A 14,752-nucleotide genomic window follows, 5' to 3' on the forward strand; every position below is an offset into this window, starting at 1 on the left:
GAGTCCTCCCATTTGGCTAGTCATTCGTTAGCTGAGATGAGTTAAGCACTTGTCCGCGCGGTTGAGAACCCGGTTTTTCAACTATCGTCGCCGGGCAGCTGCGACGGCGCCGTGCGGGGGCGGCGTGGCTGGGGCCGGGTCGGGATTTCCTTGAGCAGACCGCCCACGCCCATGCGCGCGATCACCGCGCTGTCGACCGGCAGACCGCAGGCCACACGCGCCAGAACCCAGTCGGCGCCATGCAGCACCGGCGAGCGCGCGCTGCCGGGAAGCCCGATCACCGGACGGCTGTCGATGCTGCCCAGAAACAGCAGGTTTCCGGGATCGACCGGCAGGCCGAAGCGGGTCACCTGCCCGCCTGCGCGGCGCAGCGCCTGAGGCGCGGTGTCTTGCGGGTCGGAGGTGGCGGATGCGGTAAGGATCAGCACGATCTCGCCGGTGGCACGGGAAATGGCCTCGGCCAGGGCTGCCTCGTCATGGCCGCAGCGCAGGGTCTCGGTGAGCCGCATGCCCAGCCCGGTCAGGCGGTTTTCCACCGCCTCCACGCCTTTGTCGCCCGGCCCGCCGGGAATTTCGGTCAGGATCAGGCTGGCATCGGCATGGACCGGCACCGCCAGCCGAATCGCGCCGCGCGCCAGATCGGCGGCCCGCGCCAGCGCCGCGCCCTCCACCCCGTAGGAGATGATCTTGACCGTCGCCACCATGCCGCCTGCCCGCAGCTGGTGATGGGGGGGCACCGTGGCCACAGTAATCATCGGATCCACGGCATTGGCGGCATCGATCCTGTCCGCGTCGATCAGCACAACGCCGGGGGCGTCGGCGATCAGGTTCACGCGACCGGTAAAGGGCTGGGTCAGGTGGATGTTCGCGGCGTGGTCGAGCAGCGCCGATGCCAGCGTGTCGGCGGCGGCATCCTCGTGAATATCGTCAGGGCCAAGGCGGGCGACGGTTACCTCATGAATGTCTGCCGCGCGCAGATCGTCCAGATGCGCCGCTTGCAGCACCACACCCTTGCGCAACCGCCCGGAGGGCAGTTTCAGCGAATGGGCGAGGATCGCGCCCTCGGCCTCGGCCAGCGGGACGGGGCCGAATTTCATGCCCCGCGCCTCAGCACCGCGATGATCTGCGCGAGGATGCTGACGGCGATCTCGGAGGGGCTGGCGGCGCCGATATCAAGCCCGACGGGGCCATGAATGCGGGCGATCCGGGCCTCGTCATAGCCCGCCGCGCGGAACCGCTCGACCCGCTTGGCATGGGTCCGGGTGGAGCCGAGCGCGCCGATATAGAACACGTCCGAGGCAAGCGCCTGTTGCAGGGCGGGATCGTCAAGCTTGGGGTCATGGGTCAGCAGCACAAGCGCCGTGCGGGTATCGAGACCGAAGGCCTGCACGCCCTCGTCGGGCCAGTCGTTGAGGATCGTCTCGCCGGGAAAGCGCGCCGCATTGCCGAAACTTTCGCGCGGATCGATCAGCAACGGATCGAAGCCCGCGATCCGCGCCATCGGCACCAGCGCCTGCGCGATATGCACCGCCCCCACGATAATCAGGCGCAAGGGCGGGTTGTGAATGGCCACGAAGGTCGCGCCATCCGCCTCGAAGCCCGACCGGTCCATGCGGAACCGCTCGGCATGGCCGTCCCTTTCGAGCCGCCGCTCGGCGGTCAGCCCCGTGACATAGGCCACCGGCACGCGGGATTGGCGGGCCAGCACCAGATCTTCCAGCAGTGCCACCGGCATCACCGGGCCAATGGGCTCCACCAGCACCCGGATCGTGCCGCCACAGGCCAGCCCCACCGCGAAGGCGTCGCCGTCGCTGACGCCGTATTCCAGCATGACGGGCTTGCCCGCCTCGATCGCGTCCAGAGCCTCGGCCACCACGGCGCCTTCGACGCAGCCGCCCGAGACCGAGCCTGCGATTTCGCCCGCGCCCGAGATGGCCAGCTGACTGCCCACGCGGCGCGGAGCGCTGCCCCATGTCTCGACCACCGTGGCCAGCGCCGCGCCCTTGCCTGCGCGATGCCACGCGAGGGCGGTTTCGGGGATGTCGTCAAATCTGTCGGTCGTCCTCTGATCGGTCGTCATCTGGTCGGTCGTCATCGCGGGCCTCCTTGGGGCGCACTATGGGATGCGCGCTTGTGGGGCACAAACGAAAAAGGCCGCCCCCCGGGACAGGAGGGCGGCCCATCGGGCGCGCGCTCAAGCCTTGGGGGTCACTCGGCTGGCGCGACCGCCTGTCCCGCGCCTCGCAGACGCTCGGGCAGGACAAAGGCCACGGCGATGAACATCGCCCCCATCACGATCCCGACGATATCGCCGGAAATACTCGTCAAGGCAGGGTAATCCGCACCGGGAATTGCACCAAGGGTCAACTTGTCGCCCTCCAGAAGGCCCGCCGCCTTCCACATCGGGTAGCTGACCATATAGGCCGCAGCGCCCAAGAGGCCGCCCGCGATGAAGAACCACGCGTCCTTGCGCCCGGTGGCCGCGGCGCAGACGCCAGTGCCGGGGCAATAGCCCGACGCGGCCCAGCCCACGCCCAGCATCAGCCCACCGATGAACACGCCCGCATAAGCGGTCTTGACGCTCATGTGGCCGACATCGACAAGCCCCGCCATCTGGCCTGCGAACATCAGCACCGAGGCGGTGCCGATCGCCAGAAGGATGGTCTTCATCAGGTGCAGATTGGTCAGGGACAGCATCTTGCCGATCCAGTTGGGATTGGTGGCGCCGATGCGGTCAAGCACCGCACCGAACGCGGCGCCGATCACAAGTGCGAGCAGAATGGATGTCATGGCTCAGCCCTCTCTTTGATACATCATGATGGCGACGGGCACCGCAGCCGCAAAGGCGCCGGCGGCGAAGACATAGCCGGAGACGGCGGTCTGCATCATGCCGGACATCATGTGCCCCGAGGTGCAGCCCCCTGCCAGACGCGCGCCGTAGAGCACGATGAAGCCGCCCAGAAAGGCCATGCCATAGCGTTTCCAGGGCGTGTCACCGTAATTGGCATACCAGATCGCGGGCAGGCGCCGTTCCTCGCGCCCCACCCCGCCGCGCGCCATCGCCGAGGCGAACGCCCCGAGCGCCATGGCCAGCACGAAGACGAAGCTGTAATTGAGCGGGTTCATCGCGTTCTTGGCATAGGCGCCACCGGATTTGGCGAGATAGGCATTGGTCGAGGTAAAGCCCTCGTCGGTGGCGGTGATGAAGCCGGGATTGGCCGCGTCCGCGATGATAGCATCTAGGATCACGAATTGCGTCGAGACGCCAATCGGCTTGACCAGCAGGACCGCGGCGAAGAACACCAGCCCCAGCAGGACACCGCCGGATTTCCAGTTCAGAACCATGGGAGTTCCTTTCATCATGGCGTGACCGCAGTCACATTCTGGATTACGAATATATCAGAAAGTGAATGTATGCAATGACCCATGTCAATGCCCGTGCATCGGCGTGCATCGGCGTGCATCGGCGTGCATCGGCGTGCATCGGCGCGTAGCGATGCGGGCTTGCCCCGGATGCGGACCCGGACAGAGTGAAGGACAGCGTCAGCTGGACCGGATCAGGTGGGGGCCGGATCAATCGGAGAGCTGCGCCATGAGACGGGCCTTTTCGCCCGCATCATCGGGCCGCGAAATGGCTGCGGCCAGCTCTTCGAGCGTGGCGATGGAATGGCCTGCACGGAACGAATCCACATGCGGCAGCATCGCGCGGATGCCGCTGGCGCGCGGCGCGAAGCCTTCCCAGCGGAGCAGAGGATTGAGCCAGATCAGCCGCCGGGCGCTCAGATGCAGGCGCTCCATCTCCTTGTCGAGCGCCTCGGGGGCGCCGCGATCCAGACCGTCGGTGATAAGCAGCACCACCGCCCCCTGCCCCATGACCCGGCGCGACCAGTCGCGATTGAAGGCGTGCAGACAGTCGCCGATCCGCGTGCCACCTTCCCAGTCCTGCGCCTCCTGGCCTGCCGCCGCGAGCGCCGCATCGACATCGCGGGTGGCCAGATGCCGGGTGATGTTGGTGAGCCGCGTGCCGAAGGTGAAGGCATGGACCCTGGCCCAGCCCTGCCCCTTTTCATTGGCGACGGCATGGAGAAAATGCAAAACCATGCGGCTGTATTGGCTCATGGAACCGGAAATATCGCAAATCACCACCAGGTTGGGATAGCGCGGACGCGGCTTGAGCCGGTGGATGCGGTCCAGCTCGCCGCCGCGGCGCATGGCGGCGCGCAAGGTGCGGCGCGCGTCGATGCGGGTGCCTTGCGCATGGGCCATCCCGCGCCGCGAGGCCAGCGGTTTGACCGGCAGGCTGAGACGGGCCAGCATGCGCTTGGCGGCGGCCACCTCGGCGGTGGACATCTGTTCGAAATCGAGCCTGCGCAGCCGCTCCTCGGCGGACATCGTGGCCGAGGCGTCGATCTCGATCACGGTGTTCTCGTCGTCCTCATTGTCCTCTGACGCGGGCATCTCGGGCTCGATCCCGTCGAGCAGGGCTTCGGCGGCGCGCTTCTCGGCGGCCTGGGCCGTGCGATCCTCCTGCACGCCGCGAATGGCCGGCAGCATCATCGCCATCATGTGTTCCATGTAGCGCGGGTCGCGCCAATAAAGGCGGAAAATCTGCGCAAACACCGCGCGATGTTCGGGCCGCGTGACGAGGCAGGCGCGCAGGGTGTAGAAGAAATCGGTCTTCGAGGTGAAGCCCGCCGCCTCGACCGCGCGGATCGCGTCGATCACCCGGCCCGTGCCCACCGGCAGCCCGGCCTTGCGCAGCGCCCGGGTGAAATGGACGATGTTATGGGTCAGCCGGGGATTGTCCGGCAGATCGAGCGCGGGATATTCAGGCATGACGCGGATCGGGGGCCAGCCCCCGAACCCCCGGGATATTTGCGGCCAGAAGAAACCTCATGCGGGACCAAGGCTGGCGCGGGCCTCGTCCAGAAGGCGCTTGGCTTCGGAGCCCTGGAGTTTCTGGATGTCGTCCTGGTATTTCAGGATCGCGCCCAGAGTGTCGGCGATCACCTCGGGGCTGAGCGAAATCACGTCGAGCGCCAGCAGGCATTTGGCCCAGTCGATGGTTTCCGCGACGCCGGGTTTCTTGAACAGATCCTCGGTGCGCAGGCGCTGCACGAAGGCCACCACCTCGCGGCTGAGGCTGTCGGCGGCTTCCGGCGCGCGGGCCTGAAGGATCTCGATCTCGCGGTCGAAGGACGGGTAGTCGACCCAGTGATAGAGGCAGCGGCGCTTGAGCGCGTCATGCACTTCGCGGGTGCGGTTGGAGGTCAGGATCACGATTGGCGGGGCGGGTGCCGCAATGGTGCCAAGCTCGGGGATGGTGACCTGAAAATCCGAAAGCGCCTCGAGCAGGAACGCCTCGAACGGCTCGTCGGTGCGGTCGAGCTCGTCGATGAGCAGCACCGGCGGGCCGCCATCCTGAGGGCGCATGGCCTGCAGGAGCGGGCGTTCGATGAGATAGTCTTCGGTGAAAAGCTCGTCCTTGAGGGCGATGCGGTCGGCGCCCGCCCCCTCGAACCCCATCGCCTCGGCGGTGCGGATGGCGATCATCTGTTCGGCGAAATTCCATTCATAGACCGCACTGGCGGAATCGAGCCCCTCGTAGCATTGCAGGCGAATGAGGCGCCGGCCGAGACCTGCGGCGATGGCCTTGGCGATCTCGGTCTTGCCGACCCCGGCCTCGCCCTCGAGAAAGAGCGGCCGGCCCAGGGTCAGCGCCAGGAACACCACCGTGCCGAGGGCGCGGTCGCAGACATAGCCCTGACCGGTCAGCATCGCCTGCACCTCGTCGATCGATTCCGGTGTGTTCATCTGCGCCTCCGCCCGTCCCTTGCACTTTGTCCATGAAGTGCATGGTGGGCGGGGACACGTCAAGGTGCCGCACTTGGGGAAGGGTCAAAGAGGCGCCACAAAGCCCTTGGAATTTCCAAACTTTCGCCCAGATTGAAGCCTATCCCAACGGCAACAGAGCCGTTGTCAGCGGCCAGCCGCCTTGAGGATCAGACCCGATGCAGGACAGCCCGAACGCCTTCGACACCGCCTTGACCGGGCTCGAGTGGTCGCCCTGGCTGGAGGCGGCGGAGGATATGGTGGGCGAGGATGGCTATGTGGAGCGCCTCGGGCAGCGACATGCGGCGATTTTCCTCGAGCAGAAACCCACCCTGCTGGTCAGTTTCGAGAGCCGCCAGTCATTGGCCGGCCTGTCGCGCAGCGGGCACCCGATGGGCTGGAGCATGGTCCGGGCGCTTGGCTGGTCGCATCTGTGCCTGCTCAGCGATGGCGAGACCTGGTTCCGGGACAGGACGGTCTATGGCTATTTCGACCGGCTGGTGGATGACGGGTTTTTCGACGAGTTCGAGCAGGTGATCTTTTATGGCGAGGGGGCCTGCGGCTATGCGGCGGCGGCGTTTTCGGTGGCTGCCCCCGGCGCCAAGGTGGTGGCGCTGCGCCCGCAGGCCACTCTTGATCCGCGCATTTCGGAATGGGACGACCGCTATGCCGAGATGCGCCGGGTGGCCTTTGATGATCGCTATGGATATGCGCCCGACATGCTGGATGCGGCCGAACAGGCCTTTGTGATCTATGATCCCGAGATCGCGCTTGATGCGATGCATGCGGCACTGTTCACCCGCGCCAATGTCACGCAGTTCCGGGTGCGTTTCCTGGGCTCCAAGCTCGAGCAGGCGCTTTGGGAGATGGATGTGCTCTTGCGCATTCTGGCGCAGGCCAGTTCCGGCAAGCTGAACCGGCTGAGCCTTGCGGGGCTGTTTCGGGCGCGGCGCGGCTATCTGCCCTATCTCAAGAGGGTGCTGGCACGTCTCGAGCGCGAGAACCGGCTTTACCTGGTTGCGCTCTGGAGCCAGGCGGTGATGCGCGAAATGCCGGGGCCGAGATTCCGCCGCGCGATGCGCAACGCCTTTGCAGCGGCCGAAACCAAGGGCCTGCCGATGCCGCCGCGCGAAATCGAGTAACGCCACAAGCCCGGGCGCGAGCCGGTCACGCATTCGCACTCTGGCGGTGCGCCGCGCGATTGTGTAAAGCCTCGCCTCATGAGCGAGACCCTGACCCTGACCCGCCCCGATGACTGGCACCTGCATCTGCGCGATGGCGCGATGCTGCGCGCTGTGCTGCCTGAAACCACCCGCCATTTCGCGCGGGCCATCGTGATGCCCAATCTGGTGCCTCCGGTGGTGACCGCCGCCGATGCGCGCGCCTATCGCGACCGGATCCTTGCGGCCCTGCCCGAGGGGGCGGAGTTCACGCCGCTGATGACGCTTTACCTCACCGAAGAGACCGATCCCGCCGATCTGCTGCGCGCCCATGCCGAAGGGCTGATCACGGCGGTCAAGCTCTACCCCGCCGGGGCCACCACCAATTCGGCCAGCGGCGTGCGCGATTTCGACAAGGTGCGCGGCGTGCTCGAGGCCATGGCCGAGGCCGGCTGCCCGTTGTGTGTGCATGGCGAGGTGACCGATCCTGCGGTCGACATCTTTGATCGCGAGGCGGTGTTCATCGACCGCGTGCTCGATCCGCTGCGCCGCGCCACACCCGGTCTGCGCGTGATCATGGAGCATATCACGACGCGCGACGGGGTCGACTATGTCCGCTCGCAAGAGCGCGATCTGGGCGCCACGATCACCACGCATCACCTCATCATCAATCGCAACCATATCCTCGTGGGGGGGATCAAGCCGCATTACTATTGCCTGCCGGTCGCCAAGCGCGAAGACCACCGGCTGGCCCTGCGCGAGGCCGCCACATCGGGCGACGCGCGGTTCTTTCTGGGGACCGACAGCGCCCCCCATACCGATGACGCCAAGGAAAGCGCCTGTGGCTGCGCGGGCTGTTTCACCGCCTCCAATACGATGGCGCTTCTGGCGCATGTCTTCGAGGAAGATGGCGCGCTCGACCGGCTGGAGGGCTTCGCCTCGCGGCACGGGCCGGGCTTTTACGGCCTGCCGGTGAACAGCGATACGATCACGCTGGTGAAATCCACCACGCCCACGCCGTTTCCTGCGCGGATCGAGACGGGCGATGGCCCGGTCACGGTGTTCGACCCCGGATTTCCCGTCCATTGGTCGGTCGCCGACTGAGCCGCGGACCCTCGCACAGACATAGACACGGCCCCAGACAACAGGAGCAGATCCCGCATGATCCCCACAGCCTACCCCCCGCGCGAAGAGATCGCCCGCCTGACCGCCCGTATGCTGCTGGAAATCGGCGCGGTGCATTTCAACGCCGACGAGCCGTTCACGCTGGCCTCGGGGCTGCCCTCGCCCACCTATATCGATTGTCGCAAGCTGATCTCTTATCCGCGGATTCGCGCCACGCTGATGGATTTCCTGACCGTCACGGTGATGCGCGATGCGGGGCTCGAGGCGTTCGACAATATCGCCGGCGGCGAGACGGCGGGCATTCCCTTTGCCGCGCTGGTGGCCGAGCGCATGGCGCTGCCGATGAGCTATGTGCGCAAGAAACCCAAAGGGTATGGGCGCAACGCCCGGATCGAGGGCGTGATGGGGGATGGCGACCGGGTGCTTCTGGTCGAGGATCTGACCACCGATGGCGGCTCGAAACTGAGCTTTGTGGATGCGATCCGCGAGACGGGTGCAAGCTGCGGGCATACGGCGGTGATCTTCTATTACGGGATCTTCCCCGACACCGAAAAGACCCTTGCCGATCATGGCGTGGCGCTGCACCACCTGTGCACATGGTGGGATGTGCTGGCCGAGGCGCGCGCGCAAGGCGCGTTCGATGCCGCGACCCTGTCGGCGGTCGAGGCGTTTCTGGGCGATCCGCGCGCCTGGCAGGAGGCGCGCCGCTGAGGCGATTCGGCTCAGGTCACGCGGCGGCGATGCGCCGCTGACCGCGCGCCGGGGCGCAAAAAACGTCCGGATGCGTCCTATCTGTCACGCTGGCGCCGATCCGCCGGCAGCGCCACACAATATGTTGACGCCAAGCCGCCTGACACGTCAATATGATGCGTGACAAGGATATCCACAGGCTATCCACAGCTTTGTTCCACGTTGCCGGCACGCCCGCCCCGGGTTTATGACCGTCGGACAGCCAAATCGGGGGGAGAGCATGAACGAGGTCACACGGTTCAACGCGACAGGCGCCCGGATCGACGACGCGGAGACGATGCCGCATTCGATCGAGGCCGAACAGCAATTGCTGGGCGCGCTGCTGACCAATAACGAGGTCTATGACCGCGTTGCCTCGATCATCAAGCCGCAGCATTTCTACGATCCCGTGCATCAGCGCATCTACGAGACCGCGGTGGCGCGGATCTCCAAGGGCAATCTGGCCTCTCCGGTGACGCTGCGCGCCTTTCTCGAGGATGACGAAGGGCTCAAGGAACTGGGCGGCCCGGCTTATCTCGCGCGCCTTGCAGGCGCCGCGATCAGCGCCTTTGCGGTGCGCGACTACGCGCAGATGATCCATGACATGGCGGTGCGCCGCGAATTGATCGCTTTGGGTCAGGAAATCGCGGGAAAGGCGGCGCGCGCCGATGTCGAAAGCGAACCGCGCGACCAGATCGTCGAGGCCGAACAGAAGCTCTACCAGCTGTCGGAACAGGGTCAGACCGAAAGCGGATTTCAAAGCTTTCTCAAGGCGGTAACCGACGCTGTTAATGTTGCCAACGCCGCCTATCAGCGCGATGGCGGGCTGGCGGGCATCTCGACCGGGCTGATCGACATGGACCGCAAGCTCGGCGGTCTGCACAAATCCGACCTGCTGATTCTCGCCGGGCGCCCCTCGATGGGCAAGACCTCGCTGGCCACCAACATCGCCTTCAACATCGCCAAGGCCTACAAGCGCGGGCTGCGGACCGACGGCACCGAAGGCACGATCGAAGGTGGCGTGGTGGGCTTTTACAGCCTCGAGATGAGCGCCGAACAGCTGGCCGCCCGGATCCTCTCCGAGGCCGCCGAGGTGCCCTCCGAACAGATCCGCCGCGGCGACATGACCGAACAGGAATTCCGCCGCTTCGTCGATGCCGCCAAATCGCTGGAATCCTGCCCGCTCTATATCGACGACACCGCCGCCCTGCCGATCAGCCAGCTGGCCGCCCGCGCCCGCCGCCTCAAGCGCACCCATGGGCTCGATGTGCTGATGGTCGACTACCTGCAGCTGGTGCGCCCGGCCTCGGCCAAGGACAGCCGCGTCAACGAGGTGAGCGAGATCACCCAAGGCCTAAAGGCCATCGCCAAGGAGCTCGACATCCCCGTGATCGCCCTCAGCCAGCTGTCGCGCCAGGTCGAATCGCGCGAGGACAAGCGCCCGCAGCTCAGCGATCTGCGCGAATCCGGTTCGATCGAACAGGATGCGGATGTGGTGATGTTCGTCTTCCGCGAGGAATATTACGCCGAACGCGAAAAACCCTCGGATGACCGGCTCGATGAAATCGCCTCCTGGCAGGAGCGCATGGAAAAGCTGCATGGCAAGGCCGAGGTCATCATCGGCAAGCAACGCCACGGCCCGATCGGCTCGGTCGAGCTCAGCTTCGAGGGCCAGTTCACGCGCTTCGGCAACCTGGTCAAACCCTGGCAGCAGGGCGGTGACAGCGAATTCTGATCGCCACGGCGCTTTCTTCTGGCCCAAAGTATCCCGGGGGAGTCGTTGAAATCCCCTATCCGGATTTCAACGACGGGGGCTGGCCCCCTGCCCGTCCCGCCCGGAACGCGCCGCACCTGCCCGACCCGTGGCCCCTTTGCCACTTGACCCTGCCCCGTCCTGTGTCAAAACCCCTGAGCATGAGCACAGCACTCCTCACGATTGATCTCGATGCGATCCGCGCCAATTGGCGCGCGCTTGACGCGCTTGGCACATCGCAGACCGCCGCGGTGGTCAAGGCCGACGCCTATGGGCTGGACGCCGGCCGCGTGGCCCCCGTGCTGGCCGCGGCGGGCGCGCGGAGTTTCTTCGTGGCCGTGGCCGAGGAAGGTGCCGCCCTGCGCAAGGTGCTCGGACCGGATGTGGCGATCCACGTGTTTTCCGGGCATATGGCGGGCGATGCCGAGCTGATCGGCGGCGCGGGGCTGATCCCGATGCTCAATTCGGTCGATCAGATGATCCGCCACGCCGAGGCGCTGCCGGGCCATGCCTTCGGGGTGCAGCTCGACAGCGGGATGAACCGTCTGGGCATGGAGCCTTCGGAATGGGCGGCGGTGCGCGACGTGGCCCTCAGCCAGTCCCCCACCCTCGTGATGAGCCATCTGGCCTGCGCCGACGAGCCGGATCATCCGATGAACCTCCAGCAATTGCAGGCGTTTCGCGAGATGACCGACGGGGTCACAGCGCCGCTCTGTCTGGCCAATACGGGCGGCATATTGATGGGGCCGGAGTATCATTTCGATCTGACGCGCCCCGGCATCGGGCTTTATGGTGGCCGCCCCTTCGAGGGCGCGCGCCCCGTGGTTACGCTGGATATTCCGGTGATCCAGTGCCGCGATCTGACGCCTCGGGAAACCGTGGGCTATGCCAACAGCTTCACCGCCACGCGCCCCACCCGCATCGCCACGATCGGCGCGGGCTATGCCGACGGGATCATCCGCGCCATGGGGCCGCGCAGCCATGTTCTGGCCGATGGCGTGCCCTGCCCGATTGCGGGGCGTATCTCGATGGACCTGATCGGCGTGGACATCACCGATCTGGGCCATGATCCCGAGCATCTGCAGCTTCTGGGGCCGACGCAAACGGTGGATGATCTGGCCGACAATGCCGGGACCATCGGCTATGAAATCCTGACCTCTCTGGGGGCGCGCTACGTGCGGCGCTATGTGGGCGGCGCATGAGGCTGATCCTCTCGCTTCTGGGGCGCTTGGGCGCGCAGGTGCTGGCGATGCTGGGCGCGGTGGGGCGTGTCACGCTCTTTGCGCTCGAGACGGTGACGCATCTGATGCGCCCGCCCTTTTATGCGCGCGAATTCGGCCATGCGCTGGTACAGATCGGCTGGCTGTCACTGCCCGTGGTGGGCATGACGGCGCTGTTCACCGGCGGCGCGCTGGCGCTGCAGATCTATGCGGGCGGCGCCCGGTTCAACGCCGAAACGGTGGTGCCCTCGATCGTGGCCATCGGCCTCACCCGCGAGCTTGGCCCGGTGCTGGGCGGGCTGATGGTGGCGGCGCGCGTGGCCTCGTCCATCGCCGCCGAGATAGGCACGATGAAAGTCACCGAACAGATCGATGCGCTCACCACGCTCTCGACCAACCCGATGAAATACCTGACGCTGCCGCGCGTGCTGGCCGCGACGCTCGCCGTGCCGCTGCTGGTGGGTGTGGGCGATGTGATTGGGATCATGGGCGGGTTTCTGGTGGGCGTGGGGCGGCTCGATTTCGGGGCCGGCACCTATCTGCACAACACGCTTGATTTTCTCGAGACATGGGATGTCGTGTCGGGCATGATCAAGGGTGCCGTCTTCGGCTTCATCGTGGCACTGATGGGCTGCTATTACGGCATGAATTCGGGGCGCGGCGCCCAAGGCGTGGGGCGCGCCACCAAGGCGGCGGTGGTCGCGGCCTCGGTGCTGATCCTGGCATCCAATTATATCCTGACGGAGCTGTTCTTTTCCGCATGATCGAGCTTAGGGACGTTCATAAGGCCTTCGGGTCCAACCAGGTGTTGCGGGGGGTCGACCTGACCATTCCGTCGGGCACGTCCATGGTCATCATCGGCGGCTCGGGCACCGGCAAATCCGTGGCGCTGAAATGCGTGCTCGGCCTGATCCGGCATGACAGCGGGCAGATCCTTCTGGATGGTCAGGACGTGACACGCGCTGACCGCGATGCGTTCCTTGCGCGCTTCGGGATGCTGTTCCAGGGCGGCGCGCTGTTCGATTCGCTGCCCGTCTGGCAGAACGTGGCCTTCCGCCTGCTGCGCGGCTCGCTCAAGCGCCCCAAGGCCGAAGCCCGCGAGATCGCCATCGAGAAACTGCGCCGCGTGGGGCTGACGCCCGAACAGGCCGACAAGTTCCCGGCCGAGCTGTCGGGGGGCATGCAAAAGCGCGTGGGGCTGGCCCGCGCGATCTGCGCCGAGCCCGAGATCATCTTCTTCGACGAGCCGACCACCGGGCTCGACCCGATCATGTCGGGCGTCATCAACGACCTCATTCGCGAGATCGTGACCGAGATGGGCGCCACCGCCATGACCATCACCCATGACATGACCTCGGTGCGCGCCATTGCCGACAATGTGGCGATGCTGCATGACGGGGTGATTAAATGGACCGGCCCGGTATCCCAGATGGACGACAGCGGCGATCCCTATCTGGATCAGTTCATCCACGGCCGCGCCACCGGCCCGATCGCGGCGGTCCGGTGAGCGCCGAGCCCCGCGCCGGACGCATGCTCAAAGCCATCAATCTTGCCCTGCTGATCGCCTATCCCGTGGCATGGGCCGCCCCCCTGATGCGCGCGGGGCTGGACCTGCCGCTGTTCGGCCCGTCGGAAATCAGTGTCCTGTCGGGCCTGCGCAGCCTGTGGCAGACCGATATGGCGCTGGCGGCGGTGGTGACGCTCTTTGCGCTGGTGGCGCCTTACGTCAAGACGCTGGGGCTGGCGCTGGTGCATTTCGGGCGGTTGCCGCGCCGGAGGCTGGCGGTGCTGCAGGTCATGGGCAAGCTGGCGATGGCGGATATCTTCCTGATCGCGCTCTATATCACCGTGGTCAAGGGCATCGGGCTGGCGCGGATCGAGACGGCTTGGGGGCTGTACCTTTTTTCGGGCTGTGTCATCGCCTCGCTCATCATCGGCTGGCGGACGGAAGAACCCGGCGCGCGCACCGGCCATTTTCGCGCCAAATAAGCCGCGATAACGCGGCGATCACGCAACATGTGCGAAAAAGTCATCATTTTCCGGGCCTGCTCTTCCGGAAATTGACGACACTCGGCGCCATTCCGCCTATTGTGGTTCTCATGTCTTTCTGGGGGGAAGGTCGTGTTTAACCAGGTGCACTCGTTTCTTGGTGTCGTTCAGGTCGTGCTGCACCGGCTTTCGATGCTGGTATTCCTTCTGTCGGCGCTGACACTTACCGCGCTCACGGTATTGGCCGCACTGGGCCATGCGCCCTGGCTGGAATTTATCGTCCATATCGGCGGCACGCCTTACGATCAGGCCGGTCACGTGGCGCAGATCGCCATCACCGGGCTGGCGGTGCTGCTCTGTGTCTACCTGCCCTCCAACTGGCGCATCCTGCGGCTGGAAAGCTCGCACCGGCGATTCGAGATCGGGATGCGCGATGTGGCCCGCGCCTATGCCATGGCCCATGCCGCCGACCGCGACGGGCTGTTTCAGCTCAGCTCCGAGTTCGACGCCGTGCGCGAACGGCTCGCCTATCTGCGCGATCATCCTGATCTGGGCGCGCTGGAACCCGCCCTGCTCGAGGTGGCAGCGCAAATGTCGCATATCAGCCGCGAGCTGGCCGAGGTCTATTCCGACGACCGCGTGGCGCGCGCCCGCGCCTTCCTGACCCAACGCCAGCAAGAGGTCGAGGCGTTCAATGCACGGCTCGAGCAGGCCAAACAGACCTGCCGCGAACTGAAACACTGGGCGCATCAGGTCGAGCTGGAGGAAAGCGTCGCGGTCAGCCAGTTGACCCGCCTCCGGGACGAGCTGCAGGCCATCCTGCCCGAAATGGGGCTCGAGGATACCGTGGGTCCCGATGGCAGGATCGTGGATATCGCCAAGAAGGCCGCCGAATAGCCGCTGCAATAGGGGTTTGACGGCCCCTGCCCCTTGGGGCATGACGG

Annotated in this window: 15 protein-coding genes; 9 read left to right on the forward strand and 6 right to left on the reverse strand. The window is 65.9% G+C overall.

What is annotated here, in order from left to right; genetic code table 11:
* Positions 1 to 77: 77 nt before the first annotated feature.
* The 6 genes from RAZWK3B_RS06710 to RAZWK3B_RS06735 all read right to left on the reverse strand — a co-directional run bounded on the left by RAZWK3B_RS06710 (position 78) and on the right by RAZWK3B_RS06735 (position 5,814).
* Complete coding sequence (locus RAZWK3B_RS06710) at positions 78 to 1,097, reverse strand: molybdopterin-binding protein (protein WP_007813461.1); 1,020 nt, start codon at positions 1,095 to 1,097, stop codon at positions 78 to 80.
* On the reverse strand, positions 1,094 to 2,095 hold the full coding sequence (locus RAZWK3B_RS06715; RefSeq protein ID WP_007813462.1) for an XdhC family protein: 1,002 nt from the start codon (positions 2,093 to 2,095) through the stop codon (positions 1,094 to 1,096). Before RAZWK3B_RS06715 ends, RAZWK3B_RS06710 begins: the two co-directional genes overlap by 4 nt.
* Before the next feature lie 113 nt (positions 2,096 to 2,208).
* The gene (locus tag RAZWK3B_RS06720) at positions 2,209 to 2,790 is read right to left on the reverse strand and encodes a YeeE/YedE thiosulfate transporter family protein (protein WP_007813463.1); all 582 of its coding nucleotides are present in this window, start codon (positions 2,788 to 2,790) and stop codon (positions 2,209 to 2,211) included.
* Between the two features lie 3 nt (positions 2,791 to 2,793).
* Positions 2,794 to 3,345, reverse strand: coding sequence for a YeeE/YedE thiosulfate transporter family protein (locus RAZWK3B_RS06725; RefSeq protein WP_007813465.1), 552 nt, complete (start codon positions 3,343 to 3,345; stop codon positions 2,794 to 2,796).
* 228 nt (positions 3,346 to 3,573) lie between these two features.
* Positions 3,574 to 4,836 (reverse strand): vWA domain-containing protein, encoded by a 1,263-nt coding sequence (locus tag RAZWK3B_RS06730; RefSeq protein ID WP_007813467.1) that lies wholly within the window; start codon positions 4,834 to 4,836, stop codon positions 3,574 to 3,576.
* A gap of 57 nt (positions 4,837 to 4,893) precedes the next feature.
* Complete coding sequence (locus RAZWK3B_RS06735; protein ID WP_007813469.1) at positions 4,894 to 5,814, reverse strand: AAA family ATPase; 921 nt, start codon at positions 5,812 to 5,814, stop codon at positions 4,894 to 4,896.
* Positions 5,815 to 6,011: 197 nt separating this feature from the next.
* On the opposite strand from RAZWK3B_RS06735, the gene RAZWK3B_RS06740 reads away from it, so the two are divergent.
* The 9 genes from RAZWK3B_RS06740 to RAZWK3B_RS06780 all read left to right on the forward strand — a co-directional run bounded on the left by RAZWK3B_RS06740 (position 6,012) and on the right by RAZWK3B_RS06780 (position 14,705).
* Positions 6,012 to 6,974 carry a hypothetical protein gene (locus RAZWK3B_RS06740; RefSeq protein ID WP_007813476.1) on the forward strand — a complete coding sequence of 321 codons (963 nt, stop codon included), beginning with the start codon at positions 6,012 to 6,014 and terminating at the stop codon, positions 6,972 to 6,974.
* A 78-nt stretch (positions 6,975 to 7,052) separates the two neighbouring features.
* The gene (gene pyrC, locus RAZWK3B_RS06745) at positions 7,053 to 8,096 is read left to right on the forward strand and encodes a dihydroorotase (RefSeq protein WP_007813478.1); all 1,044 of its coding nucleotides are present in this window, start codon (positions 7,053 to 7,055) and stop codon (positions 8,094 to 8,096) included.
* A 57-nt stretch (positions 8,097 to 8,153) separates the two neighbouring features.
* On the forward strand, positions 8,154 to 8,828 hold the full coding sequence (locus tag RAZWK3B_RS06750) for an orotate phosphoribosyltransferase (RefSeq protein ID WP_007813480.1): 675 nt from the start codon (positions 8,154 to 8,156) through the stop codon (positions 8,826 to 8,828).
* 259 nt (positions 8,829 to 9,087) lie between these two features.
* Positions 9,088 to 10,581: a replicative DNA helicase gene (locus tag RAZWK3B_RS06755; RefSeq protein WP_007813481.1), complete on the forward strand. Its 1,494-nt coding sequence runs from the start codon at positions 9,088 to 9,090 to the stop codon at positions 10,579 to 10,581.
* A 179-nt stretch (positions 10,582 to 10,760) separates the two neighbouring features.
* Positions 10,761 to 11,801, forward strand: coding sequence for an alanine racemase (gene alr, locus RAZWK3B_RS06760; protein ID WP_007813483.1), 1,041 nt, complete (start codon positions 10,761 to 10,763; stop codon positions 11,799 to 11,801).
* Entirely contained in the window at positions 11,798 to 12,583 is a 786-nt protein-coding gene (locus RAZWK3B_RS06765; RefSeq protein ID WP_007813485.1) for an MlaE family ABC transporter permease, read from the forward strand. The genes alr and RAZWK3B_RS06765 overlap by 4 nt, the downstream gene beginning before the upstream one ends.
* Positions 12,580 to 13,326 carry an ABC transporter ATP-binding protein gene (locus RAZWK3B_RS06770; protein WP_007813486.1) on the forward strand — a complete coding sequence of 249 codons (747 nt, stop codon included), beginning with the start codon at positions 12,580 to 12,582 and terminating at the stop codon, positions 13,324 to 13,326. The genes RAZWK3B_RS06765 and RAZWK3B_RS06770 overlap by 4 nt, the downstream gene beginning before the upstream one ends.
* Positions 13,327 to 13,349: 23 nt before the next feature.
* On the forward strand, positions 13,350 to 13,808 hold the full coding sequence (locus RAZWK3B_RS06775; protein WP_007813488.1) for a paraquat-inducible protein A: 459 nt from the start codon (positions 13,350 to 13,352) through the stop codon (positions 13,806 to 13,808).
* A gap of 144 nt (positions 13,809 to 13,952) precedes the next feature.
* Positions 13,953 to 14,705, forward strand: coding sequence for a hypothetical protein (locus RAZWK3B_RS06780; protein ID WP_007813491.1), 753 nt, complete (start codon positions 13,953 to 13,955; stop codon positions 14,703 to 14,705).
* Positions 14,706 to 14,752: the final 47 nt, after the last annotated feature.

Source organism: Roseobacter sp. AzwK-3b (assembly GCF_000170875.1).
Taxonomy (GTDB): domain Bacteria; phylum Pseudomonadota; class Alphaproteobacteria; order Rhodobacterales; family Rhodobacteraceae; genus Roseovarius; species Roseovarius litoreus.

Bases quoted from the DNA above. Each gene is read 5' to 3' on its own strand.
- RAZWK3B_RS06710 (WP_007813461.1), bottom strand. From the start codon at position 1,097: ATGAAATTCGGCCCCGTCCCGCTGGCCGAGGCCGAGGGCGCGATCCTC.
- RAZWK3B_RS06715 (WP_007813462.1), bottom strand. From the start codon at position 2,095: ATGACGACCGACCAGATGACGACCGATCAGAGGACGACCGACAGATTT.
- RAZWK3B_RS06720 (WP_007813463.1), bottom strand. From the start codon at position 2,790: ATGACATCCATTCTGCTCGCACTTGTGATCGGCGCCGCGTTCGGTGCG.
- RAZWK3B_RS06725 (WP_007813465.1), bottom strand. From the start codon at position 3,345: ATGGTTCTGAACTGGAAATCCGGCGGTGTCCTGCTGGGGCTGGTGTTC.
- RAZWK3B_RS06730 (WP_007813467.1), bottom strand. From the start codon at position 4,836: ATGCCTGAATATCCCGCGCTCGATCTGCCGGACAATCCCCGGCTGACC.
- RAZWK3B_RS06735 (WP_007813469.1), bottom strand. From the start codon at position 5,814: ATGAACACACCGGAATCGATCGACGAGGTGCAGGCGATGCTGACCGGT.
- RAZWK3B_RS06740 (WP_007813476.1), top strand. From the start codon at position 6,012: ATGCAGGACAGCCCGAACGCCTTCGACACCGCCTTGACCGGGCTCGAG.
- pyrC (WP_007813478.1), top strand. From the start codon at position 7,053: ATGAGCGAGACCCTGACCCTGACCCGCCCCGATGACTGGCACCTGCAT.
- RAZWK3B_RS06750 (WP_007813480.1), top strand. From the start codon at position 8,154: ATGATCCCCACAGCCTACCCCCCGCGCGAAGAGATCGCCCGCCTGACC.
- RAZWK3B_RS06755 (WP_007813481.1), top strand. From the start codon at position 9,088: ATGAACGAGGTCACACGGTTCAACGCGACAGGCGCCCGGATCGACGAC.
- alr (WP_007813483.1), top strand. From the start codon at position 10,761: ATGAGCACAGCACTCCTCACGATTGATCTCGATGCGATCCGCGCCAAT.
- RAZWK3B_RS06765 (WP_007813485.1), top strand. From the start codon at position 11,798: ATGAGGCTGATCCTCTCGCTTCTGGGGCGCTTGGGCGCGCAGGTGCTG.
- RAZWK3B_RS06770 (WP_007813486.1), top strand. From the start codon at position 12,580: ATGATCGAGCTTAGGGACGTTCATAAGGCCTTCGGGTCCAACCAGGTG.
- RAZWK3B_RS06775 (WP_007813488.1), top strand. From the start codon at position 13,350: ATGCTCAAAGCCATCAATCTTGCCCTGCTGATCGCCTATCCCGTGGCA.